Origin of the sequence: Mesorhizobium sp. BR115XR7A (assembly GCF_020165315.1) — a bacterium.
In the GTDB taxonomy this organism is placed as follows: Bacteria; Pseudomonadota; Alphaproteobacteria; order Rhizobiales; family Rhizobiaceae; genus Mesorhizobium; species Mesorhizobium australicum.
In genome coordinates this window covers 136921-159230 of sequence record NZ_JAIUHW010000009.1, presented here as the reverse complement: position 1 = coordinate 159230, position 22310 = coordinate 136921, and the positions used below count along the sequence as shown (strand labels likewise).

The 22310-nt window shown below is 63.8% G+C and carries 24 protein-coding genes and 1 tRNA gene; 11 read left to right on the top strand and 14 right to left on the bottom strand.

Going from position 1 to position 22310, the window contains the following annotated elements:
- Positions 1 to 22: 22 nt before the first annotated feature.
- From LB557_RS20185 to LB557_RS20150, 8 genes are all read right to left on the bottom strand, one after another.
- Positions 23 to 712 carry a response regulator transcription factor gene (locus LB557_RS20185; protein WP_224641168.1) on the bottom strand — a complete coding sequence of 230 codons (690 nt, stop codon included), beginning with the start codon at positions 710 to 712 and terminating at the stop codon, positions 23 to 25.
- The gene (locus tag LB557_RS20180) at positions 709 to 3444 is read right to left on the bottom strand and encodes a sensor histidine kinase (protein ID WP_224641170.1); all 2736 of its coding nucleotides are present in this window, start codon (positions 3442 to 3444) and stop codon (positions 709 to 711) included. The genes LB557_RS20185 and LB557_RS20180 overlap by 4 nt, the downstream gene beginning before the upstream one ends.
- 57 nt (positions 3445 to 3501) lie before the next feature.
- Positions 3502 to 4065: a potassium-transporting ATPase subunit KdpC gene (gene kdpC, locus LB557_RS20175; RefSeq protein ID WP_015315769.1), complete on the bottom strand. Its 564-nt coding sequence runs from the start codon at positions 4063 to 4065 to the stop codon at positions 3502 to 3504.
- A gap of 11 nt (positions 4066 to 4076) precedes the next feature.
- The gene (gene kdpB / locus LB557_RS20170; protein WP_224641171.1) at positions 4077 to 6170 is read right to left on the bottom strand and encodes a potassium-transporting ATPase subunit KdpB; all 2094 of its coding nucleotides are present in this window, start codon (positions 6168 to 6170) and stop codon (positions 4077 to 4079) included.
- A complete protein-coding gene (locus tag LB557_RS20165) occupies positions 6167 to 6382 on the bottom strand; it encodes a hypothetical protein (protein ID WP_224641173.1) in 216 nt (71 codons plus the stop codon). Before LB557_RS20165 ends, kdpB begins: the two co-directional genes overlap by 4 nt.
- 7 nt (positions 6383 to 6389) lie before the next feature.
- Positions 6390 to 8093, bottom strand: a complete 1704-nt coding sequence (kdpA, locus tag LB557_RS20160; RefSeq protein ID WP_224641176.1) for a potassium-transporting ATPase subunit KdpA — start codon at positions 8091 to 8093, stop codon at positions 6390 to 6392.
- Positions 8094 to 8113: 20 nt separating this feature from the next.
- Entirely contained in the window at positions 8114 to 8203 is a 90-nt protein-coding gene (gene kdpF, locus LB557_RS20155) for a K(+)-transporting ATPase subunit F (protein ID WP_015315765.1), read from the bottom strand.
- 371 nt (positions 8204 to 8574) lie between these two features.
- Complete coding sequence (locus LB557_RS20150; RefSeq protein ID WP_224641177.1) at positions 8575 to 9294, bottom strand: Crp/Fnr family transcriptional regulator; 720 nt, start codon at positions 9292 to 9294, stop codon at positions 8575 to 8577.
- Positions 9295 to 9515: 221 nt separating this feature from the next.
- Here LB557_RS20150 and LB557_RS20145 point away from each other — a divergent pair, with 221 nt between their 5' ends.
- The gene (locus LB557_RS20145; RefSeq protein WP_224641179.1) at positions 9516 to 9752 is read left to right on the top strand and encodes a DUF6894 family protein; all 237 of its coding nucleotides are present in this window, start codon (positions 9516 to 9518) and stop codon (positions 9750 to 9752) included.
- Between the two features lie 118 nt (positions 9753 to 9870).
- Here LB557_RS20145 and LB557_RS20140 read toward each other — a convergent pair whose 3' ends face one another.
- Positions 9871 to 10173 (bottom strand): DUF982 domain-containing protein, encoded by a 303-nt coding sequence (locus LB557_RS20140; protein ID WP_224641181.1) that lies wholly within the window; start codon positions 10171 to 10173, stop codon positions 9871 to 9873.
- A gap of 271 nt (positions 10174 to 10444) precedes the next feature.
- Positions 10445 to 10534 (bottom strand) — tRNA-Ser (locus LB557_RS20135).
- A 372-nt stretch (positions 10535 to 10906) separates the two neighbouring features.
- Here LB557_RS20135 and LB557_RS20130 point away from each other — a divergent pair.
- The 4 genes from LB557_RS20130 (at position 10907) to LB557_RS20115 (ending at position 13895) form a co-directional block, all read left to right on the top strand.
- The gene (locus LB557_RS20130; protein WP_224583232.1) at positions 10907 to 11635 is read left to right on the top strand and encodes a DUF2569 domain-containing protein; all 729 of its coding nucleotides are present in this window, start codon (positions 10907 to 10909) and stop codon (positions 11633 to 11635) included.
- 132 nt (positions 11636 to 11767) lie between these two features.
- Complete coding sequence (locus tag LB557_RS20125) at positions 11768 to 12091, top strand: hypothetical protein (RefSeq protein WP_140661735.1); 324 nt, start codon at positions 11768 to 11770, stop codon at positions 12089 to 12091.
- A 243-nt stretch (positions 12092 to 12334) separates the two neighbouring features.
- Positions 12335 to 13324: a BMP family protein gene (locus LB557_RS20120; RefSeq protein ID WP_224641183.1), complete on the top strand. Its 990-nt coding sequence runs from the start codon at positions 12335 to 12337 to the stop codon at positions 13322 to 13324.
- A gap of 94 nt (positions 13325 to 13418) precedes the next feature.
- Positions 13419 to 13895 (top strand): GNAT family N-acetyltransferase, encoded by a 477-nt coding sequence (locus LB557_RS20115; RefSeq protein ID WP_224528850.1) that lies wholly within the window; start codon positions 13419 to 13421, stop codon positions 13893 to 13895.
- Here LB557_RS20115 and LB557_RS20110 read toward each other — a convergent pair.
- Positions 13874 to 14272, bottom strand: coding sequence for a hypothetical protein (locus LB557_RS20110; RefSeq protein WP_015315757.1), 399 nt, complete (start codon positions 14270 to 14272; stop codon positions 13874 to 13876). The genes LB557_RS20115 and LB557_RS20110 overlap by 22 nt on opposite strands.
- A 22-nt stretch (positions 14273 to 14294) precedes the next feature.
- Positions 14295 to 14501 (bottom strand): SlyX family protein, encoded by a 207-nt coding sequence (locus LB557_RS20105; RefSeq protein ID WP_181166420.1) that lies wholly within the window; start codon positions 14499 to 14501, stop codon positions 14295 to 14297.
- A gap of 216 nt (positions 14502 to 14717) precedes the next feature.
- On the opposite strand from LB557_RS20105, the gene LB557_RS20100 reads away from it, so the two are divergent.
- From LB557_RS20100 to deoA, 6 genes are all read left to right on the top strand, one after another.
- Positions 14718 to 16250, top strand: a complete 1533-nt coding sequence (locus LB557_RS20100) for an ABC transporter ATP-binding protein (RefSeq protein WP_140661734.1) — start codon at positions 14718 to 14720, stop codon at positions 16248 to 16250.
- Positions 16247 to 17386 carry an ABC transporter permease gene (locus LB557_RS20095; protein WP_015315755.1) on the top strand — a complete coding sequence of 380 codons (1140 nt, stop codon included), beginning with the start codon at positions 16247 to 16249 and terminating at the stop codon, positions 17384 to 17386. Before LB557_RS20100 ends, LB557_RS20095 begins: the two co-directional genes overlap by 4 nt.
- A gap of 1 nt (position 17387) precedes the next feature.
- Complete coding sequence (locus tag LB557_RS20090; RefSeq protein ID WP_015315754.1) at positions 17388 to 18359, top strand: ABC transporter permease; 972 nt, start codon at positions 17388 to 17390, stop codon at positions 18357 to 18359.
- Positions 18360 to 18424: 65 nt separating this feature from the next.
- Positions 18425 to 18817 (top strand): cytidine deaminase, encoded by a 393-nt coding sequence (gene cdd / locus LB557_RS20085; RefSeq protein WP_224641184.1) that lies wholly within the window; start codon positions 18425 to 18427, stop codon positions 18815 to 18817.
- Between the two features lie 13 nt (positions 18818 to 18830).
- Positions 18831 to 19640: a purine-nucleoside phosphorylase gene (locus LB557_RS20080; RefSeq protein ID WP_140713251.1), complete on the top strand. Its 810-nt coding sequence runs from the start codon at positions 18831 to 18833 to the stop codon at positions 19638 to 19640.
- Complete coding sequence (gene deoA / locus LB557_RS20075) at positions 19640 to 20959, top strand: thymidine phosphorylase (protein ID WP_224641185.1); 1320 nt, start codon at positions 19640 to 19642, stop codon at positions 20957 to 20959. Before LB557_RS20080 ends, deoA begins: the two co-directional genes overlap by 1 nt.
- Before the next feature lie 6 nt (positions 20960 to 20965).
- On the opposite strand, the gene LB557_RS20070 is transcribed toward deoA, so the two are convergent.
- Together LB557_RS20070 and upp are read right to left on the bottom strand one after the other, a co-directional pair.
- Complete coding sequence (locus tag LB557_RS20070; protein WP_015315750.1) at positions 20966 to 21529, bottom strand: TIGR02281 family clan AA aspartic protease; 564 nt, start codon at positions 21527 to 21529, stop codon at positions 20966 to 20968.
- A gap of 121 nt (positions 21530 to 21650) precedes the next feature.
- Positions 21651 to 22280, bottom strand: a complete 630-nt coding sequence (upp, locus tag LB557_RS20065) for a uracil phosphoribosyltransferase (RefSeq protein WP_015315749.1) — start codon at positions 22278 to 22280, stop codon at positions 21651 to 21653.
- Between the last annotated feature and the right edge of the window lie 30 nt (positions 22281 to 22310).

Genomic DNA, 22310 nt, shown 5'->3' with positions numbered 1-22310 from the left:
CAGGTTTATCGGACAGGCTATTTCACTCGACACGCAGGCGATAGCCGACACCGGTCTCGGTGGTGATGTAGCGCGGCTGGTCGGGGGTTTTTTCGATCTTCTGCCTGAGCTGGCGGACATAGACCCTGAGGTACTGCACGTCGGTCGAATCGTCCCAGATCTGCTTCAGCATGAAGTGGTGTGTCAGCACCTTGCCGGCATGCTGCACCAGGATGCGCAGTATGTCGTACTCTTTCGGCGAGAGCTTCACCTCCCTGTCCTCGACCTTGACGACGCGCTTGACCAAATCGACGCTGAGGTCACCGCTCTGGAATACCGGCTTCTCACCCTGTTGCTGGAACTTGTGGCGCAGCGCCACCCGGATGCGCGCCACCAGTTCGTTCATGCCGAACGGCTTGGTGACATAGTCGTCGGCGCCGAGTTCGAGCGCGCTGACGATGCCGGCCTCGTCGGTGCGGCTGGAGAGGATGACGACGGGAACGTCGACGCCCTCCTCACGCCATTTGCGCAGGAGTTCGTGGCCACTCATGCCGGGCAGGCCGAGGTCCAGCAGCACGAGATCCGGCTTTTCCTGAACCATGAGCTCGATCGCCGCCTTGGCGTTCGGCGCCTCGCCGACCGCATAGCCCTGGCTGGCGAGGCCGACCCGCAGCAGCTTGCGGATCGGCGGCTCGTCGTCGACAACCAGTATCCTGACATTCGAATTGGTCATCGAGGCCGATCCATGCCGGGCTCGTCGCCGCGGTTGCCGATATCGCGCGCCTGCGCCGGCACCGGCATCCTGATGGTGAAGGCGCCACCGGGGCGGTCGGTCCGGTTGGCGGCCGCGATCGTGCCGCCCATCGCCTCGACGAAGCCACGGCAGATCGACAGGCCGAGCCCGGTGCCGGCGCGCACCTGATCGCCCTTGCGCACCCGGTAGAAGGTATCGAAGACACGTTCCAGGTCCTGCGCCGGAATGCCCGGTCCCTCGTCCATGATCCGCACGATGACGGAGCCATTGTCCGCCCAGGCCTGGATGCGGATCGTCGAGCCGGGCGGCGAATATTTCGAGGCATTGTCGAGAAGGTTGAACAGGACCTGTTCGAACAGCACGGGATCGAGCCGCAGCATCGGCAGGTTGGGCGGAATATCGACCTCGATCTTGTGCTCGCTGGTGATCTTGCGGGCACGGTCGAGCGCCGTGCCGACGATATCGCCCACATAATGGAGGGCGTAGTTCGGCTCCATCGCCCCGGATTCGATGTTGGTCATGTCGAGCAGGTTGGCGATGAAGCGGTTCAGCCGCTCCGATTCGTCGATCACGGTCGACAGGAGCTCCGCCCTGTCCTGCTCGGGGAGGTCGGGCGCGAATTCCTTGAGCGTGCCGGCCGCGCCCATGATGGCGGCGAGCGGCGTTTTCAGGTCATGCGAAATCGAGGTCAGCAGCGCCGAGCGCAGCCGGTCGGCTTCGGCCGCGAGCTTGGCGCGGTCGACATCGGCGACGAGCTGGATGCGTTCGATCGCCACCGCCGCCTGATCGGCCAGCGCGTCGAGCAGCCGCTGCTGCTCGGGCGTCAGAAGCGGGCCCTGCTTGTCATTGTCGAGGCCGACGACGCCGATTGCGGTGCGTCCCGTGCGCAAGGGAAGATAGAGGCGCTTGGCGCCAGGAAGCGTGTCGGCGCCGCGTCCGGCGGCACGGTTGTGTTCCCAGGCCCAGCGTGCGGCGGCAATGTCGGCCTCGGCCAGCGTGTCGTCGGGCGGATAGCCTGCCTTGACGGTGATCGTGCCGTCTTCCGGCAGCAGCAGCACCACGCGCAGCTTCAGCATCGAGGCGATCTGGAAGGCGGTGGCCCAGAGCACGTCGTCGAGTGTGCCGGCGCCTGCGAGCTTCTTGGAGAACAGATAGATATCCTCGGTTGCCCGCGCCCGCGAGCGGGCGGCGGCGGCCTGACGCTGCACGCGCGCCGTCAGGTTGCTGGCGATGACGGCAACGGCGGCGAAGACGGCAATCGCGACGATGCTCTCGGGATCGCGGATCGTCAGCGTGTAGCGTGGCTCGAGGAAAAAATAGTTGAAGGCAAGGACACTGAGGAAACAGGCGTAAAGCGCCGGCCAGAGACCACCGGCCACCGCCGATGTCAGCACGGAGAGCAGGAAGACGATCGCCAGATTGCGAACGTCGAGGAACTGGTCGAGAGCAGTGCTGACGGCCAATGATCCGGCAACGTAAGCCGTGGCGAGCAAATACGGCTTGGCCTGAAAATGCCTTTCCTCGGCTGCCGCGTTCACTCTCCTGGAAGACGTTTCGATGTCCCGCTCCGTTCCCGAGATGACATGGACACTGATGTCCCCGGCATTGCGGATCAGATCGTAGGTGAGCGACCCTTCGATCAGTTCGCGCCAGCGCGACCGGGTCGGCCTGCCGACCACGATGTGGGTGAAATTGTTGGCCGTCGCATGGCGAACGATGTCCTGCGCGACGCTCTGGCCAGGGATGGTCGTCACCTCGGCACCGAGCTGCTCGGCGAGGCGCAGCAGTGTGGCGAGCCTGTCCTTGTCGTCCTCGGACATGCCGGCGGAGCGAGGCGTGTCGACATGAAGCGCCGTCCATGGCGCACGAAGCCTGTCGGCCAGCCTGCGTGCGTAGCGAATGCGGGCTGCCCCACCCGGACGGGCATCGACGCAGACAAGAACTCGCTCCCCCGCCGCCCATGGACCCTGGATGGCGTGGGACTGCATGTGGTTGAGCAGTTGCTCGTCGACGCGCTGGGCGGTTCGGCGCAGCGCCAGTTCCCGCAACGCCGTCAGATTGCCCGGCGAAAAATAGTTCTCGACGGCACGCTGCGCGGTATTGGGGAAATAGACCTTGCCCTCCTCCAGCCGCTTGATCAGGTCGTCGGGCGTCAGATCGATGATCTCGACATCATCCGCCTGGTCGATGATGGAGTCTGGAACCGTCTCGCGCACCCTGACCCGGGTAATCTGGGCGACGACGTCGTTCAGGCTTTCGACATGTTGGATGTTCAGCGTCGTATAGACGTCTATGCCCCGAGCCAGGATTTCCTGGACATCGAGATAGCGCTTGGGGTGGCGGCTGCCGGGCGCGTTGGTGTGGGCGAGTTCGTCGACCAGGACCAGCGCCGGACGCCGGGCAAGGATGGCATCGATATCCATCTCGTCGAGGACGCGCCCCTTGTAGTCGACCTTGCGGCGGGCAATGACTTCAAACCCCTCGACCAGGGCCTGTGTTTCCTTGCGGCCATGCGTCTCGACCACGCCGATCACCACGTCGGCACCGTCGGCCACCCTGGCACGACCCGACATCAGCATCTCGTAAGTCTTGCCGACACCAGGTGCCGCGCCCAGGAATATGCGCAGACGGCCGCGCCCTTCCCGCACGGCATGCTCTAGCAGCGCGTCGGGAGATGGTCTGTTTTCGACGTAGCTTCTGTCGTCCGGCATCGGGTCCGATCATGAATGGCGCCGGGGACCGTGTCGATCCCCGGCGCCGGACATCACCTACTTCGCGGCATCCAGCGCCAGGTTGAGGGCCAGCACATTAACCGCCGGCTCGCCGAGCACGCCCAATTCCCGGTCCTCGACCTGGCCGTCGACGAGCGCCTTGACCTTGGCCTCGTCGATGCGCCTTGCCTTGGCCACGCGCGGAACCTGGAAATAAGCGGCCTCGGGACTGATCTGCGGATCAAGGCCGCTGCCGGACGTCGTCACCAGGTCAATCGGCACCGGCTGGTCCGGGTTCTCAGCCATCAGCTTTTCCGCGTCGCCCTTGATGCGCTCGATCAGCTTCGGGTTGGTCGGACCGAGGTTGGAGCCGCCGGAGGCGCTGGCATCGTAGCCGTTGCCGGCAGCCGACGGCCGTCCGTGGAAATACGTGTCGCTGGCGAAAGCCTGGCCGATCAGTTCGGAGCCGATCACCTTGCCGCCCCTCTCGATCAGGCTGCCATTGGCCTGGCGCGGGAACAGCGCCTGGGCGATGCCGGTCATGCCGATGGGATAGACGAGCCCGGTCAGCACGGTGAAGAAAACGATCATGATGATCGCGGGTCTGATCTGCTTGAGCATCGGAATGATCCTTATGCAAGGCCAAGGGCGGTGACGGCCATGTCGATTGTCTTGATGCCGACGAACGGCACGACGATGCCGCCGAGACCGTAGACGAGAAGGTTGCGGCTGAGCAGCGCACCCGCGCCGATCGCCCGGTACTTCACACCGCGCAGCGACAGCGGGATCAGCGCGATGATGATCAGCGCGTTGAAGATGATGGCCGACAGGATGGCGCTCTGCGGTGTCGCCAGATGCATGATGTTGAGCGCTTGCAGCGGACCTGTGGTCTGGCCGGGCGCGACGTAGAAGACGGCGAACATGGCCGGGATGATGGCAAAATACTTGGCCACGTCATTGGCGATCGAGAAGGTAGTCAGCGAGCCGCGGGTCATCAACAGCGCCTTGCCGATTTCGACGATCTCGATAAGCTTGGTCGGATCGCTGTCGAGGTCGACCATATTGCCGGCCTCGCGAGCAGCGACCGTGCCGGTGTTCATGGCGACGCCGACATCGGCTTGCGCAAGGGCTGGCGCATCGTTGGTGCCGTCGCCGCACATGGCGACCAGTTTGCCCTTGGACTGCTCGTCGCGGATCAGCTTCAGCTTGTCCTCCGGTGTCGCCTGGGCAAGGAAGTCGTCGACGCCGGCTTCGGCCGCGATGGCGGCTGCTGTCATCGGGTTGTCGCCGGTGATCATGACCGTGCGGATGCCCATCTTGCGCAGCTCGGCGAAACGCTCGCGGATGCCGCCTTTGACGATGTCCTTGAGGTGCACGATACCCAGCAGGCGCCCGCCCCGCTCGACCGCCAGCGGCGTGCCGCCGGATTTCGCGACCTCGTCGGCGATCGCCTGCAAATCCCTGATCGTGTCGCTGTTCGGGCGCGTCGCGCGGCTGGCCGATGTCGCCTGGCTGACATGGGCGAGCACGGAATCGACTGCGCCCTTGCGTACCGACGAACCGTCGATGTCGACGCCGCTCATGCGGGTCTGCGCGGTGAAGGGCACGAAAGTAGCATGCAATGTCGCCATGTCGCGGGCACGGATGGCATACTTCTCCTTGGCCAGCACCACGATCGAGCGGCCTTCCGGCGTCTCGTCGGCGAGCGAGGCAAGCTGTGCCGCGTCCGCCAGTTCCTGCTCGCTGACGCCCTTGACCGGGCGGAATTCCGTCGCCTGGCGATTGCCGAGCGTGATGGTGCCGGTCTTGTCGAGGAGCAGCGTGTCGACGTCGCCGGCGGCTTCGACGGCGCGACCCGACATGGCCAGCACATTGAAGCGCACCAGCCGGTCCATGCCGGCAATGCCGATGGCCGACAGCAGCGCGCCGATCGTGGTCGGGATAAGCGTCACGAACAGCGCGACGAGCACGGTCACCGAAATATAGCCACCCGAGTAGTGGGCAAAGCTCGGGATGGTCGCTGTGGCCAGCACGAAGATCAGCGTCATGCCGACGAGCAGGATGTTGAGCGCGATCTCGTTGGGCGTCTTCTGGCGCTCGGCGCCTTCGACCAGCGAGATCATGCGGTCGAGGAATGTGTGGCCCGCGGCGGCGGTGATGCGCACGCGGATCCAGTCCGACAGCACCTGCGTGCCGCCGGTGACGGCCGATCGGTCGCCGCCGGATTCGCGGATCACCGGCGCGGATTCGCCTGTTATCGCCGCCTCGTTGACCGAGGCGACGCCTTCCACCACCTCGCCATCGGACGGGATGATGTCGCCGGCCTCGACGAGAACGATATCGCCGACCTTCAGGCTGGTGCCGGGTACCAGCTTGAACCTGGTGCGGTGCTCGCCGGTCAAAAGCTTGGCCTGGGTTTCGGTGCGAGCCTTGCGCAGCGAATCCGCCTGCGCCTTGCCGCGCCCTTCGGCGACGGCTTCGGCGAAATTGGCGAACAGCACCGTGAACCACAGCCAGATGATGATCTGCAGCGTGAACAGCAAATCACCGCCGCCGGTGACGAGGTCCTTGACGAACAGCACCGATGTCAGCGCCGAGACGACGGCGACGACGAACATCACCGGGTTGCGGGCCAGCGTGCGCGGATCGAGTTTGCGGAAGGCGCCGCCGATGGCGGGCCACAGGATGCCGGCATCCATGATGCTGGCTGACTTTGACTGGCTCATTTTGAAGCTCCGGCTTCAGTGTTGGTGTGCGGCGGCGATTGGTCGGATACCGAAAAAAGATGAGGAAGCCCGTAGGCCAGCAGCCAAGGCGCGATCATGGCGGCGGCAAGCCCAAGAAACGTCGACATGGTCGGGAAGGGAGGCGGCAGCCCCTCCTTCCCCGGATTGGCCCGATGCCTGATACTGCGGCGCTTGTTGCTGAACCAGGACATGTCTGCCTCAGAATGTCTGTCCATGGATCATCGCCAGGTGCTCGACGACAGGTCCGACGGCGAGCGCCGGGAAGAAGGTCAGGCCGCCGACGATGACGATGACGCCGACCAGCAGCCCGACAAACAGCGGGCCGTCGGTCGGGAAGGTGCCGGCTGAGGCGGGGACGGTCTTCTTCGCCGCCAGCGCGCCGGCGATGGCAAGCGCCGGGATGATGACCAGGAAGCGGCCCATCAGCATGCCGATGCCGAGCGTGATGTTGTACCAGGGCGTGTTGCCGCTGAGGCCGCCGAAAGCCGAACCGTTGTTGGCCGCCGCCGAGGTGTAGGCGTAGAGAATCTCGGAGAAGCCGTGCGGCCCGCCATTGGCGATCGACGCCACCGCGCTCGGCAACACCACCGCGATCGCCGTGAAGATCAGCATCGCCAGCGGCAGGCATAGGATCGCCAGCATCGCCATCTTGACCTCCTTCGCCTCGATCTTCTTGCCGAGATATTCGGGCGTGCGGCCGACCATCAGGCCGGCAACGAAGACGGCGATCAGGATGAACATCAGCATGCCGTAGAAGCCGGCGCCGACGCCGCCGACGATGACCTCGCCGAGTTGCATGTTGATGAGCGGAACCATGCCGCCGAGCGCGGTGAAGCTATCGTGCATGGCGTTGACCGCGCCGCAGGAAGCGGCCGTCGTGATGACGGCGAACAAAGCCGAGAGCGCGATGCCGAAGCGGGTCTCCTTGCCTTCCATGTTGCCGCCGTCGATGCCCAGCGCATGCACCAGCGGATTGCCCGCGGCTTCCGCCCAGTAGCAGACGGCGACGCCAACGATGAACAGCACGCCCATTGAGGCGAGGATCGCCCAGCCCTGGCGCTGGTTGCCGACCATGCGGCCGAAGACGTTGGTCAATGCGGCGCCGACGACGAAGATCGACAGCATCTGGATCAGGTTGGAGACGGCGTCGGGATTCTCGAATGGATGTGCCGCGTTGGCATTGAAGAAACCGCCGCCATTGGTGCCGAGCATCTTGATGGCGACCTGCGAGGCGACCGGCCCCAGCGCGATGGTCTGCTTGGCGCCCTCAAGCGTCGTGGCGTCGACGTAAGGCCCCAGCGTCTGCGGCATGCCGAGCCAGACATAGACCAGGGCGAGCACGACGCAGAGCGGCAAGAGCACATAGAGCGTGGCGCGCGTTATATCGACCCAGAAATTGCCGATCGATCTTCCGGAAGCGCGGGCGAAGCCGCGGATCAGCGCGATTGCAATGGCGATGCCGGTGGCGGCCGAAACGAAATTCTGGACCGTCAGCCCGGCCATCTGCACGAGGTAGGACATCGTGCTTTCACCGCCGTAGTTCTGCCAGTTGGTGTTGGTCATGAAGCTGGCGGCGGTGTTGAAGGCGAGCGCTGGGTCGACCGCGCTCATGCCGGCCGGATTGTAGGGCAGACTGCCTTGCAGGCGTTGTAGGACATAGAGCACCAGGAAGCCCGCCAGGTTGAACAGCAGGAGAGCCACCGCATAGGTGGTCCAGTGCTGCTCCTCGCGCTCGCTGGTTCCGCAAATGCGGTAGAGCCCGCGCTCGAGCGGGCCGAGGATCGGCGAAAGCGGCGTGCGATCGCCATTGAAGACGCGGTGCATGTAGAAGCCAAGCGGCTTCACCAGCAAAACGAGGATCCCGCAATAGAGGAGGATCTGTATCCATCCGTTCAGTGTCATGGCTGTGGCTTTCCGTGCCTTCAGAAGCGTTCTGGACGAATGAGCGCGTAGGTGAGGTAGGCGAGCAGGAACAAGGTCACGCCACCGCCGAGGATGTAATCGACAAGCATGGGTTCGATCCTTCAGCTTAAATTCTGTCGCAAGTTTTGACGTAGACGATGGACAGGCCGAAGAACAAAACCCCGATCCCAAGAACAATAATGTCCATTGTGCTTTTCCTTACTTCCAGTTCTACTGTTCGCCCGCCAAAAGACAGGTCGGCAATACCGTGAGACGGCGCGCCGCACTGGGCGGCGTCCGACGGCTTTTGCTCGACGTGAATATGGACCCGATCGCCATAAAGGTTCGAGACGGGGCGGATGGGAAAGAAATAGGAATTCTATAAAGGTTTCCGGCGCGGCTCACCGTCGAAGAGCAGCTCCTCGACGCGGATTGCCGCGAAGGATATGCAGCCGCGCTTTGCGGCCTTGCTGGGAACGCTCTACCGCGGCTCCCGCGTCAAGCTGAGATAGGTCGGATCGAACTCGGCGATTTCCTGGAGCCTGTGCCAATCCAGGATGGTCACCGTGTGATTTGCCCAAGTGACGACGCCGACTTTGCGCAAGGCGCCGATGACGCGGTTCATGTGTACGACGGAAAGACCGAGCACATCGGCCAGCTCGGCCTGGGAGAGCGGCAGGTGAAAGCTCATGCCGTTGGTGCGCTGCACCACCTGCAGCCGTACGAAAAGCTCACAGAGGAGATGGGCCAGGTGTGAGGTCTTGGAGCGGCGGCCCATCGCCACGATCCACTCGCGATGGATGGCGCCGTCGACCAGCGTGTCCAGCCACAGCAGCCGCGTCAGATGCGGCGCTTCCTCGGTGATGGCACGAAGCCGGCTGTGATCGGCGAACATGACATGGCAGGGCGACATGGCAACGATGCCGTGATCCATCGTCTTCAGGAGGAACGCGTGGAGATCGACGAAATCGCCAGGTACCTGCAGCGAGGTGAACTGCCGGCCGCCATTCTCGAGCACCTTGTAGCGCGCCGCCAATCCGTCGAGGATCAGGGTCGAATGGGTCGGCCGCGCACCCGAGGCGACGATATCCTGGCCGACCGCGAAATGCCGCTCGAAAGTCATGGCTTCCGCCAGCAGCGCCTTTTCGGCATCGGAAAGCGCGTCGTGCTGGGCGAGATTCAGATACAGGGATTCCAGCACCGCTATCTCCAGCGAAAGGGCTCAGAGCCGATCGCCAACTGTTCTGTCGAAGCAAGGGGCGGCTGCCGAAGCACTATGTCCTCGGGCGCTGGCGGGCATTAACATTTGTTAGAAGGCGCTTATTCGCCAACGAAGATCATCTCTGATGGAACAACGGCTTAGCCCGCGAATTGTCGAGCAGTCTCTTTTGGAATTTCATCAGCTCGGGGTCCGGCCGCATCATGCCCAGATACTTTCTCGACCTTTACAATGGCGATGGCCTGACGGTGGACGACCATGGTCAGGTGTTCGACACGCGCGAGCGTCTGCGGCGCGAGGCAATCCTCATCCTGCCCGACATCATTCGCGACGAGATGATCGAGAATGACCGAACGGCCATTACCGTTAAGGTGCGCGACGAGAGCGGGCGCCAGGTCTTCGAGGCATCGCTCGTCATCTCGTCGAGCTGGTGCGATTGACCGCGGCCTGATCTGCGGACCCTCCGCAAGATGGAATGGAAAAGCCCGGCTCGGCCAAGCCGGGCTTTCGGGGGGGGGCGGCCGTACGAACTGGCCATCGCGATGGCAGCTCGAACGATCAGGCGGCGTAGCCGCCATGGCCGCGTGCGACGGCCCGCGCCACGATGACCGGCTCGATCTCGGGCCAGAGAATACCGGTGGGTTCCGCGAATTCAACAAGCGCATGGCGCGCCTCGTCCCTCGTGATGCAGCCTTCCAGGGCCAGGCTGCACGCCTCGACGGCATTGCGATAAAGCGGACCACGTCGGGAGGTCGTCCAGTTGGTCAGGAAATCGTGCATTTCGGCCAGCGAGGCGATTTCGCGCTTGAAGCCGAGACCGACGGTCAGTGCGACGGGCGAATGAAACAGCTTGTCATGCATGAAGCGGGCTCCTGATTGGACGCGGGTTCTCGGAGAAAATCCTGGCGGGGATCTATGATGAGACGCCGGGTAACGCATCGCGAGCCGGGAGGTTCCGGAGCAAACAGGACCGTTTGCGGAACGCACGCCTGAGTGCGCCGGAAATCTTGCATCCTGATCCACCGGCCATGGCTGCTACTCCGTCGGACCGGCGAGAAGACGGATTAAGGTTCGATAGTCGAGATGCTAGTATGCTAGACTGCACCCAGAAGCGCCCGGCGAAAAGGGAAACTGGCGGAGAGAGCGGGATTCGAACCCGCGTTACGGTCTCCCGTAAACACACTTTCCAGGCGTGCGCCTTCAACCACTCGGCCACCTCTCCGTCCTTGCATTTTTCGCGACGGCCGGTTTCGCCGCGCGGGTTGGGGACAATGCAGTCCCTTCAGGGAGGAGTAGCGATTTCCGCGCTATGGGTGCCGCCAACCAGCGGACACCTCTCCCCGGCACCTGAGCCGTCAAAGCAACAGGCGCGGGGCTCATCTAGTCGATCCCGCGCCGAATGCCAAGCCATAACGACAGTCTATTCGCTTTGCCGGCCATACAGCGCTTCGCGAGGGCGCGGCGTCATCCGTTTCAAGGTGCCGACGCCCCAAATGATGTGCACAGGCGGGCCGGCAAGGCCGGCCGCGCTTGACTTCGTCGCGGGCCACCTGTCGAGTGAAACGGAGGCTTTGCGGGGGGGCATCGTCCGGGCATGACATCAGGCAGTGAACAACCGGGCGGCGGGATGCCGGGGCAGGCGCCAACCGGGCGCCCGGACAGCGGGCTGTCCTACGTGCCGGTGGGCTGGCTCATCTTCGTCATGGCGTGGTCGGTTTACGGCCTGGCCTCGGCCTGGTGGCTGACCGGCAATTCCGGCCTGCCGGACAGGATCTTCTATTTCCTCCTTGGCGGGCTTGCCGTCGACATCATCACCATCCTGTGGGGGCTTTATTTGCTCGGCCTTGCCTTTGGCCGCTCGGCGCGCTTCCCGCGCCAGTTCATCATCTGGCAGGTGGCGACCATCGCCTGGGTGCTGGCGAGGCAGGCCTATGTGCTCGCCGTGCCCGATTTCGTCTTTTCCGCCAGGAGCCTGCTTATCGGCGGCGCCGAAATCGCCATCGGCCTGCTCTGCATCTATCTGCTGCGCCGTGGGGCCGGCGCCGAGGGCGTCTATGCCAGATCGCGGATCGAAGCGCCGTCGGTCTTCGTTTCCATCGTGGCTGCCTTGCTCGGCATCGTCCTGGGCGCGATCATTGGCGCGGTTGGCGGCTTCCTGGCTGGCTCGGTGATCGCCGATGTCGCCGAGGTCAGTTGCTTCGAGGGCGGCTGCGGCTACTTTGCCGCCTTCATCGGATTGGCCGGGCTGGTGGTCGGCGCCATTGCCGGAGGCATTCTTGCCGTCTGGCTCGTTCACCGCCCCAGGCGCGAGCCGGTCGCATAGGGCCCAGGAAAAGCGCGGGCCTTAAATTCGCGTATCGCGATTGCAGCTGAACCGCACGCATTCTATTTCTGTTTCGGACATGTGCCGGTGGTCTTCTGGTCAGCGTCCAGGGGGAACCGGGGGAGAGCCTTGATGTTTCGCTTCGTCTTTCGTCTTGCGGCCATGGTCGCGCTGTCGGTTTCCGTCATCATGGCGGTGCTCGACACGACGCGCACGGTGGCGGCTTCGGCCCTTGTGCTGACCCCGCTCAACGCCAGTTGGCTGGCCGTCTCGCCGGACACGCGGGCCGCCTTCGAAACCTTCGTGCGCGCCAAGGCCAGTCCGCTGCTGTGGGACACGGTCATCGCCTGGGTGCTCAACCAGCCGGGCTTTGCCGTCTTCGCGGTGCTGGCCTTGCTGCTGTACGCCATCGGCTATCGGCGGCAGCGGCGCACGGGACAGTTCGCCGCGAACTGAACCCATCTCCCGCACCATTCCGGCCGGCTGCTGAAAGCTGCGCGCAAGATCGGATCGCGGCGTGGCTTGCCCGTGGCACGCTTTTCCAAAAGGTCAAAATTCCGCGTGAATTTTGTTTCGGGCCGTGCCAGATTGCCCGGGAGCGGGAGGGCAATACACTCCTGGCTAACGTCGTTTGCTTGCCGGAGAACCGGGCAGCAGGCGGTGTGCAACGGAAAAAATAACCGACAGGGTGTGGATCACATGAAACGTATCGTTCTCGGCCTTCTGGCCGCAACCGCAATCGTTCTTCCGGCTTTCGCCGCAGATGTCCAGCCGGCCATCCTCTATGATCTGGGCGGCAAGTTCGACAAATCCTTCAATGAGGCTGCCTACCATGGCGCCGAAAAATTCAAGACCGAGACCGGCGTCGCCTATGTCGAGTTCGAAGTGTCCAATGCCTCGCAGCGCGAGCAGGCGCTGCGCCGCTTCGCCGAGGACGGCCACAACCCGATCGTCATGGCCGGCTTTGCCTGGGAGGATGCGCTGAAGAAGGTCGCGGCCGAATACCCGGACCTCAACTTCGCCATCATCGACGATGCGGTCGACCTGCCCAATGTCCGCTCGCTGGTGTTCAAGGAGAATGAAGGCTCCTATCTCGTCGGCATCATGGCCGCGATGGCGTCGAAGTCGAAGAAGGTTGCCTTCGTCGGCGGCATGGACATCCCGCTGATCCGCAAGTTCGAATGCGGCTATGTCGGCGGCGCCAAGTCCGCTGGCGCGACCGACGTCATCCAGAACATGACTGGCGATACGCCGGCGGCGTGGAACGATCCGGCCAAGGGTGGCGAGATCGCCAAGACGCAGATCGACCAGGGCGCCGACGTGGTTTACGCGGCCGCCGGCGGCACCGGCGTCGGTGTGCTGCAGGCGGCGGCCGATGCCGGCAAGCTCGGCATCGGCGTCGATTCCAACCAGAACGGCCTGCAGCCCGGCAAGGTGCTGACCTCGATGCTGAAGCGCGTCGACGTTGCCGTCTACACCGCCTTCATGGATGGCAAGAACGGCACCTTCAAGGGTGGCGTCGAGAATCTCGGCCTCAAGGAAGGCGGCGTCGACTACGCCATGGACGACAACAACAAGGCACTGGTGACCGACGAAATGAAGGCGGCCGTCGAAAAAGCCAAGGCCGACATCATCGCCGGTACTGTCAAGGTGCACGACTACACCGCCGACAACTCCTGCCCCTATTGATCGGCGGCACCGTACGGCCATGATCTGCAACCGCCGGGCGAAAGCCCGGCGGTTTTGCTTTTGCCGATCGAACGAAGCAGGCATGGAGCGAGGAATGCAGCCAACGATCGAACCCATCCGCGGGCATGACATCGAAGTCGTCGCGCGACTGCGGATTGCCGCCTTCTTCGAGGGCACGGGAAGGACGCTGGAAGAGGATGCGGCAGGGCTCCGCAACCTGCTGACCAGCGACGGCCTCGAAAAGGCTCTGGTTGCCCGTGTGAACGATGTGCCGATAGGCACCTGCCTGCTGGTCCGCCACGAACTGGAACCGGCGCATGATCTGACACCGTGGCTGGCCGGGCTTGTCGTCGATGCCGGCCATCGAGGCAAGGGAACCGGCACCGCGCTGGTCAAGGCGATCGAAGCGCATGCGGCGTCAGCCGGCGTCGAGACGCTCTACCTCTACACTTGGCAAGCGCGCGAGTTCTACGTGGCGCTCGGCTGGGACGCGATCGAGCTGTGCGAACAGGACGGCGAAACGATGATGCTGATGTCGCGCCGGCTCGATCACAATGTGCCCAGGAGATAGCCGAGCGCGAAGGCCGCAATCAGCCCGGCCATGACGACAAGTCCACGCCTACCGCCGAGCGAATGCACGCCAACGCCGTACGGCTGTCGGGACAGGCTTCGGATCACTGTCGGCGACTTGGCATCGTTGCCGCCCAAGCCAACGCCTCGCATCTGCGGCAATTCGGCGAGTCGCTGCGTAACCAGTTCCCAATGATTGACGCCGGCTGGTTTTTCGGCGCGATCGAAGACATGCATGCGCTCGGCCAGCTGCACCACCGCGTCGCGGAACGCAGGGTCGATCTCGAGATCGCGCTCGGCCCGCTCGCGCTCGGCATCGTTCATCAGGCCCAGCACATAGTCGCCGGCCCTTGCGATACGATCGCTCTCACCGGCCATGATCCGTGCCCTCCCCCTCTCCTCACCAGTGTGGCGGCTTGGTCACCGGCACATCCGGTGCCGCCTGCTCTTCAAGCGCGAGGAAGCGGTCTGTCAGCGCATCAAGCTTGCGCTGCATGCGGTCGATCACCTTCCACTGCTCGGCGATCTGGCCCGACAGTTCCTCGATGGTCTTCTCCTGCTCCGCTGCGCGGATTTCCAGCGTCGTCAGCCGGTCGGCGGGCATGATCATGCAAAGTCCCCAGTTTGTACCGCGACACCTTGCGCCGCAACGTCAAATCGACCTCGCCATAGTAGCGAATGTGAGAGCTTCGGCCACGTTCGAAATTGACAAGCGCGCGGGGATTTGTCGAGAGTGGATGCTGCTCCGGACAATTGGCATGGGCGGAGCGCCATGCTAGGCGTTTTGACCAAGCGATAAAAAAATAAGAGTGGGACAGGCTGCATGGCGCAAGCCGCAATCGAACTGATCGGCATCAACAAGAGTTTCGGCGCGGTGCGCGCCAACCGCGACATCAATCTGGAGATCGCGCGCGGCACCATCCACGGCATCGTCGGCGAGAACGGCGCCGGCAAGTCGACGCTGATGTCGATCCTCTACGGTTTCTACCAGGCCGACAGCGGCGAGATCCGCGTCGGCGGCAAGCCGGCATCGATCAAGACACCCAACGACGCGATCGCGCTCGGCATCGGCATGGTGCACCAGCATTTCATGCTGGTCGACAATTTCTCGGTGCTGGAGAACATCATCCTCGGCGCCGAAACCGATGCGCTTCTGAAGAGCAGCATCGCCAAGGCGCGCTCCGAGCTTGACCGGCTGGAGCGCGAATACGGGCTGGACGTCGATCCCGATGCGATCATCGAAGAACTGCCGGTCGGCCTGCAGCAGCGTGTGGAAATCCTGAAGGCGCTTTATCGCGGCGCCGAAATCCTGATCCTCGACGAGCCGACGGGCGTTTTGACGCCGGCCGAGGCCGACCACCTGTTCCGCATCCTCAGGCAGTTGAAGGAACAGGGAAAGACGGTGGTGCTGATCACCCACAAGCTGCGCGAGATCATGGCCATCACCGACACCGTGTCGGTGATGCGTCAGGGCACGATGGTGGCGACCCGGGAGACCAGGAAAACCACCGTCGAGGAACTGGCCGAACTGATGGTCGGGCGGCGTGTCCTCTTGAGGGTCGAAAAGGGCGAAGCCGAGGCCGGTGCCGTCAAGCTCGCGGTCAAGAACCTGACGGTCAGGGATTCCCGTGGCGTCACCATGGTCGACGACGTCTCCTTCGATTTGCGCGCCGGCGAGATCGTCGGCATCGCCGGCGTTGCCGGCAACGGGCAATCCGAGTTGCTTGAGGCGATTTCCGGCATCAGGCACGCCGTTTCCGGTTCCGTGACGCTCGACGGCAAGCCGATCGATCTCACCGGCAAGGCCGATCCCGGCGAATTGCGCGACCGTGGCCTCGCCCACGTACCGGAAGACCGCCACCATGTCGGGCTGGTGCTGGCCTTCGAGGAGAACGAGAATTCCATCCTCGGCTACCACGACGATCCCCGTTACCTCAGGGGACCGTTTCTCAACATCGATGCCATCATGGCCGATGCCAGGGACAAGATCGAGAAATACGACATTCGTCCCGGCAATCCGCGCCTGAAGACGGCCAATTTTTCCGGCGGCAACCAGCAGAAGATCGTGCTCGCGCGTGAAATCGAGCAGGACCCCGGCGTGCTGATCGTCGGCCAGCCGACGCGGGGCGTCGACGTCGGCGCCATCGAGTTCATCCACAAGCGCCTGATCGCCATGCGCGACCAGGGCAAGGCGGTGCTGGTGGTCTCGGTCGAGCTAGACGAGATCCGCTCGCTCTCCGACCGCATCCTGGTGATGTTTGCCGGCCGGGTCGTCGGCGAGCGCGGCCCCGACGCGACCGAAGGCGAGCTTGGCCTGCTGATGGCCGGTGTCGAGCATCGGGAGGCGGCGCAATGAGCACGCCTTACGCCAAATTGCCGGCCTGGGCCGACTACGGGCTGATCCCGCTGATCAACCTGTCGGTCGCCTTCATCGTCGCTGGCTTCGTCGTCATGCTCGTCGGCGAAAACCCCTTCCGTGCCGCCGTCATCCTGGTCGAAGGCGCCTTCGGCAAGGGCACCGGCATCGCTTTCACCCTCTTCTACGCCACGACCTTCATATTCACCGGGCTTTCGGTGGCGGTGGCGGCGCATTGCGGCCTGTTCAACATCGGTACCGAGGGACAGGCCTACATCGCTGGCCTCGGCATCGCCATCGTCTGCCTTTCCTTCGACAGCACACTGCCCTGGTGGCTGACATTTCCGCTGGCAATCGTCGCTTCGGCGCTCGTGGGCGCATTGTGGGCGTTGATCCCCGCCTACCTGCAGGCCAAGCGCGGCTCGCACATCGTCATCACGACAATCATGTTCAACTTCATCGCCGCCTCGATCATGGTCTACCTGCTGGTCGGTCCGCTGAAGCCGGCAGGGTCGCAGGCGCCGCAGACGCGCAACTTCCTCGCCGGTGCGGAGCTGCCGAAACTGAACTGGATCATCGAATTGTTCGGCGCCAAGATCCGCTCGGCCCCGCTCAACATCTGTTTCCTGCTGGCGCTGGTGATGGCTTTCCTGGTCTGGCTGCTGATCTGGCGCACCAAGCTCGGCTATGAGATGCGCACCTATGGCCACAGCCCGAAGGCGGCCCGCTATGCCGGTATTTCGGAAACCCGCATCATCATCACAGCGATGATGATCTCGGGCGCGCTGGCCGGCATGATGGCGCTCAACCCTGTGATGGGCGACCAGCACAATGTCGCGATCGACTTCGTTTCGGGCGCCGGTTTCGTCGGCATCGCCGTGGCGCTGATGGGCCGCCTGCATCCGGTCGGCATCGTGCTGGCGGCGATCCTGTTCGGCATGCTTTACCAGGGCGGCGCCGAACTCGCCTTCGAGATGCCGGCAATCAGCCGCGACATGATCGTCATCATTCAAGGGTTGGTCATCCTCTTCGCCGGCGCGCTGGAGCATATGTTCAGGCCCTATATCCAGGCTCTGTTCGCCTCGTTCAGCCCGAAATCGGTGGGCATGCAGGCTGTCAACGGGAAGGGCGCCTGAGATGGATATCTTCAACGCGATCATCCAGGTGCTGGACTCTACCATCCGCCTGTCGGTGCCGCTGCTGCTTGCCTGCCTCGCCGGCCTCTATTCGGAGCGGGCCGGCATTTTCGACATCGGCCTCGAAGGCAAGATGCTGGTCGGCGCCTTCGCGGGTGCTGCCGCTGCCTCCGTGTTCCATTCGGCGCTTATCGGTCTCGGCATGGCGATCCTGATCTCTGTCGCCTTCGCTTTGGTGCACGGCTTTGCCTCGATCACCCATCGCGGCAACCAGATCGTTTCGGGCGTTGCGATCAACTTCGTCGCCGCCGGATCGACCATCATTCTCGGCCAGGCATGGTTCCAGCAGGGTGGCCGCACGCCGGCGCTGCAACCGGGCGAACGATTCGAGGCGATCATCTGGCCCGGCGCCGATGCAATCAGGGGCGTGCCGATCATCGGTCCGATCTATGCCGAACTGATCTCCGGCCATTCGATCCTCGTCTATTTCGCCTTTGCGATGGTGCCGTTCACCTGGTGGGTGCTGTTTCGCACGCGTTTTGGCCTCAGGCTGCGCGCGGTCGGCGAGAATCCGGCCGCGGTCGACACCGCCGGCATCTCGGTCGCCTGGCTGCGCTATCGCGCGCTGATCTGCACGGGCATCCTGACCGGATTTGCAGGCGCCTATCTTTCTATGGTGCAGAATGGCGGCTTCGTGAAGGACATGACCGCGGGCAAGGGCTACATCGCGCTGGCCGCGCTGATCTTCGCCAAATGGAAGCCGGTCAACGCCATGTTCGCCTGTCTGCTGTTCGGCTTCCTCGACGCGGCGTCGATCCGCCTGCAGGGAACGCCGCTGCCCATTGTCGGCAAGGTGTCGGTGCAGTTCATGCAGGCCCTGCCCTATATCCTCACCGTCATCCTGCTTGCCGGCTTCATCGGCAAGGCCATCCCGCCGCGCGCCGGCGGCGTGCCCTATGTCAAGGAACGCTAACGGTCGACAGTTCGGCGCAGACGAAGCGCCGGGTTTTGGACATGATCATCGGAGAGAACACCTGAATGTCGCATGATCTGTTCGAAGCGGCCAAGGCTGCCATGGCCAAGGCTTATGCGCCTTATTCCAAGTTCCCGGTGGGTGCCGCCATACGCACCGAGGACGGACGCGTCTTCACCGGCGCCAACATCGAGGTCGCCTCCTATCCGGAAGGCTGGTGCGCCGAGACCACCGCGCTTGGCCATTATATCATGGGCGGCGGCGGCAAGATCGTTGAAATCGCCGTCCTTGCCGAACGCATGGCCAAATGCTCGCCTTGCGGCGGCTGCCGCCAGCGACTGGCCGAATTCTGCCGCCCGGAAACGAAGCTCTATCTCTGCGACAACACCGGCGTGGCCGAAACCGTGACCATGAGCGACATGCTGCCCTACGGCTTCCGCGGCGACATTCTGAAATGAAGAGCTGGCTGATATGACGCAAAAAACGGTCGACCACCTTATCGAAAGGCTGGACGGCCTGGCGCCGTCGACCGCGCTTGTGCTGGGTTCGGGCCTGGGCGGCTTGGTCGACCGGATCGAGAATCCGATCCGCGTCTCCTATGCCGACCTGCCCGGCTTTCCCAGGAGCGGTGTCAGCGGCCACGCCGGCCAAGTGGTCGCCGGGCTGTTTGCCGGCGTTCCGGTGCTCATGCTGTCCGGCCGCGCCCACTACTATGAGCATGGGAATGCCGCGGCGATGCGTCCGGTACTGGAAGTGCTCGCCGGCATCGGCATCACGAAACTGATCCTCACCAACGCGGCCGGCTCGGTCGATCCGGATATGCCGCCGGGTTCGGTGATGCTGCTCACCGATCATATCAACTTCTCCGGCACCAACCCGCTGATCGGCGAGCCCAGCGACCGCCGTTTCGTCGGCCTCACCGAAGCTTATGATGCCGGCATTCGCGACGCGATCGAAGGCGCGGCGAAGGCGACCGGCACTGCGCTTCACAAGGGCGTCTACATGTGGTTCTCGGGCCCCTGCTTCGAGACGCCGGCCGAAATCCGCATGGCGCGCATCATGGGCGCCAACGCCGTCGGCATGTCGACCGTGCCGGAAGTCATTCTCGCGCGTTTCCTCGGCCTTCGCGTCGCCGCCTGTTCGGTCATCACCAATTTGGCCGCCGGCATGACCGGAGCCGAGCTTTCGCACCAGGAAACCAAGGACATGGCGCCGGTTGGCGGATCGCGGCTGGCAACGGTGCTGCAGCGCGTGTTCCGTGACGGGCTGCTGGAGAGCTGATGCTTCCACAGGAAATCATCCGTCACAAGCGCGACGGCCACAGGCTGGCGCCTCACGAGATCGCCGCCTTCATCGACGGCGTGACGTCCGGTACCGTCACCGACGGCCAGGTCGCGGCCTTTGCCATGGCGGTGTTCTTCAACGGCATGAACCGCGACGAGGCGGTGGCGATGACGCTGGCCATGCGCGATTCCGGCGACGTGCTCGACTGGTCGGATTTGCCAGGCCCTGTCACCGACAAGCATTCGACGGGCGGTGTCGGCGACAATGTCTCGCTGATGCTGGCGCCGATCGTTGCCGCCTGCGGTGCCTATGTGCCGATGATCTCGGGCCGTGGCCTCGGCCATACCGGCGGCACGCTGGACAAGATGGATGCCATTCCCGGCTATATCAGCCAACCCGACATCACGCTGTTCCGCAAAGCCGTGCTGGAAACCGGCTGCGCCATCATCGGCCAGACCGCCGACCTGGCACCTGCCGATCGCCGGCTCTACGCCATCCGCGACGTGACAGGAACCGTGGAGTCCGTGCCGCTGATCACCGCATCGATCCTGTCGAAGAAGCTCGCGGCGGGCCTGCAATCGCTGGTGCTCGACGTCAAGGTCGGCAATGGCGCCTTCATGGAGAAATCCCGGGATGCGACCGCGCTTGCCAACAGCCTCGTCGAGGTCGCCAGCGGCGCCGGACTGAAAGTCTCGGCACTGATCACCGGCATGAACGAACCGCTTGCCTCCGCCGCCGGCAATGCCGTCGAGGTGCGCAATGCCGTCGATTTCCTGACCGGCCGCCTGCGCGACCGGCGGCTGGAGGACGTGACGCTGGCGCTGGCCGCCGAAATGCTGCAGTCGGCGGGACTGGTGTCGTCGAACCAGGACGGCATGCGCCGCGCCACCGAGACGCTCGCCAGCGGCCGCGCCGCCGCCACCTTCGCGCGCATGGTGACGGTGCTTGGCGGCCCCGCCGATTTCATCGAGAAGCCAGAGAAATATCTGTCGGAAGCAGCAACGGAAATCGCGGTGAAGGCGACGTCGGAGGGGTTCGTCACTGGCATCGCCACCCGCGACATCGGTCTCGCGGTCGTCGGCCTGGGCGGCGGGCGCACCCGGCCCGAGGACAGGATCGACCCCTCGGTCGGCATCACCAGGCTGCTGCCCATAGGCGCGGAAGTACACGCCGGAGATGCGCTGGCTCTGATCCACGCCCGCTCACCGTTAGATGCCGAGACGGCAGCCGCGACCGTGCTTTCAGCGTATGCGATCGGTGCTTCGAAGCCGGCCGCCGACAAGTCGGTCATCCGGCGGATTCTGCCGCGTGGCTGAGTGGACCTACTGAACCAGCAGCAATGTGCCGTTTTCGGCCTGGTATTTGCCGAGTCTGTTGAGAAAGCTCATGCCGATCAGGTTGGTGCGCAGTGCCCTGTCGTCGAGTACGATCGCCTGCACACCCTCGACGCTGATGCTGCCGATCTGCAAGCGATCAATCGTCACCACGGCTGCCTTGATGGTGCCGTTGGCGGTGTTGACTTCGTGGCTGAAATCGGAGGGATTGAGCGACAGTCCGATCCGGCGTGCCGTCGACATATTGACCGCGACCAGCGTCGCACCGGTGTCGATCATGCCGTCGACTTGACGGCCGTTGAGCCTGAAGGTCGACGAGAAGTGTCCGCGCCCGTCCGCCGCGACCACGACCTTCCGGCCGGTCGGCAGCGGCGCTACCGGCTTGTCGGGAACGGAGGCCAGGCTGACATCCGGTTGCGTCTCGGCCGCTGGCTTGGCCGTCACCGCCGATTTCAGCAGGTTTTCGAATATTCGCGGATTCGACTGGTAGACGACCGGGATCGATGCCGACGCACCGGCAAAGACGCTGAGAATGAGAAGCTTGCGCAGCATGGATCGGCCTTTGTGAAGAGCTGATCATTAGCGCCGGATGGTGTTTGCCGCTTTGACGCGCGCCGGAACCACGTCTTTGCGTAAACGCCTGGTAAAAAATACCAAGCACATTGCTCGGGTATTACTTCGTCCCGTACATGCGGTCGCCGGCATCGCCAAGGCCGGGCATGATGTAGCCCTTCTCGTTGAGCTGGCGGTCGATGGACGCGGTGAAGACCGGAACATCCGGATGCGCCTTGGTAAAGCGCTCGATGCCTTCGGGCGCCGCCAGCAGGCACAGGAAGCGGATGTTGGTGGCGCCGCGCTCTTTCAACTTGTCGATCGCCGCGATCGCCGAATTGGCTGTCGCCAGCATCGGGTCGACGACGATGACCAGCCGGTCGGCGAGGTCGCTCGGCGCCTTGAAGAAATACTCGACGGCCTCCAGCGTTTCATGATCGCGGTAGAGGCCGACATGGGCGACGCGGGCCGCCGGCACCAGGTCGAGCAAACCTTCGAGCAGGCCGTTGCCGGCGCGCAGCACCGAGGCGAAGACCAGCTTCTTGCCCTCCAGCGTCGGAGCCTCCATCGTCTCCATAGGCGTTTCGATCGTTGTCGTCGTCAGTTCGAGATTGCGGGTGACCTCATAGCCGAGCAGCAGCGATATCTCACGCAGCAACCGCCGGAAGCCGGCCGTCGAGGTCTCCTTCTTGCGCATGATGGTCAGCTTGTGCTGGACAAGCGGATGATCGACGACGGTGACGCCCTTCATGATGTGCTCCGACGGAATAGTGAGTGGTGA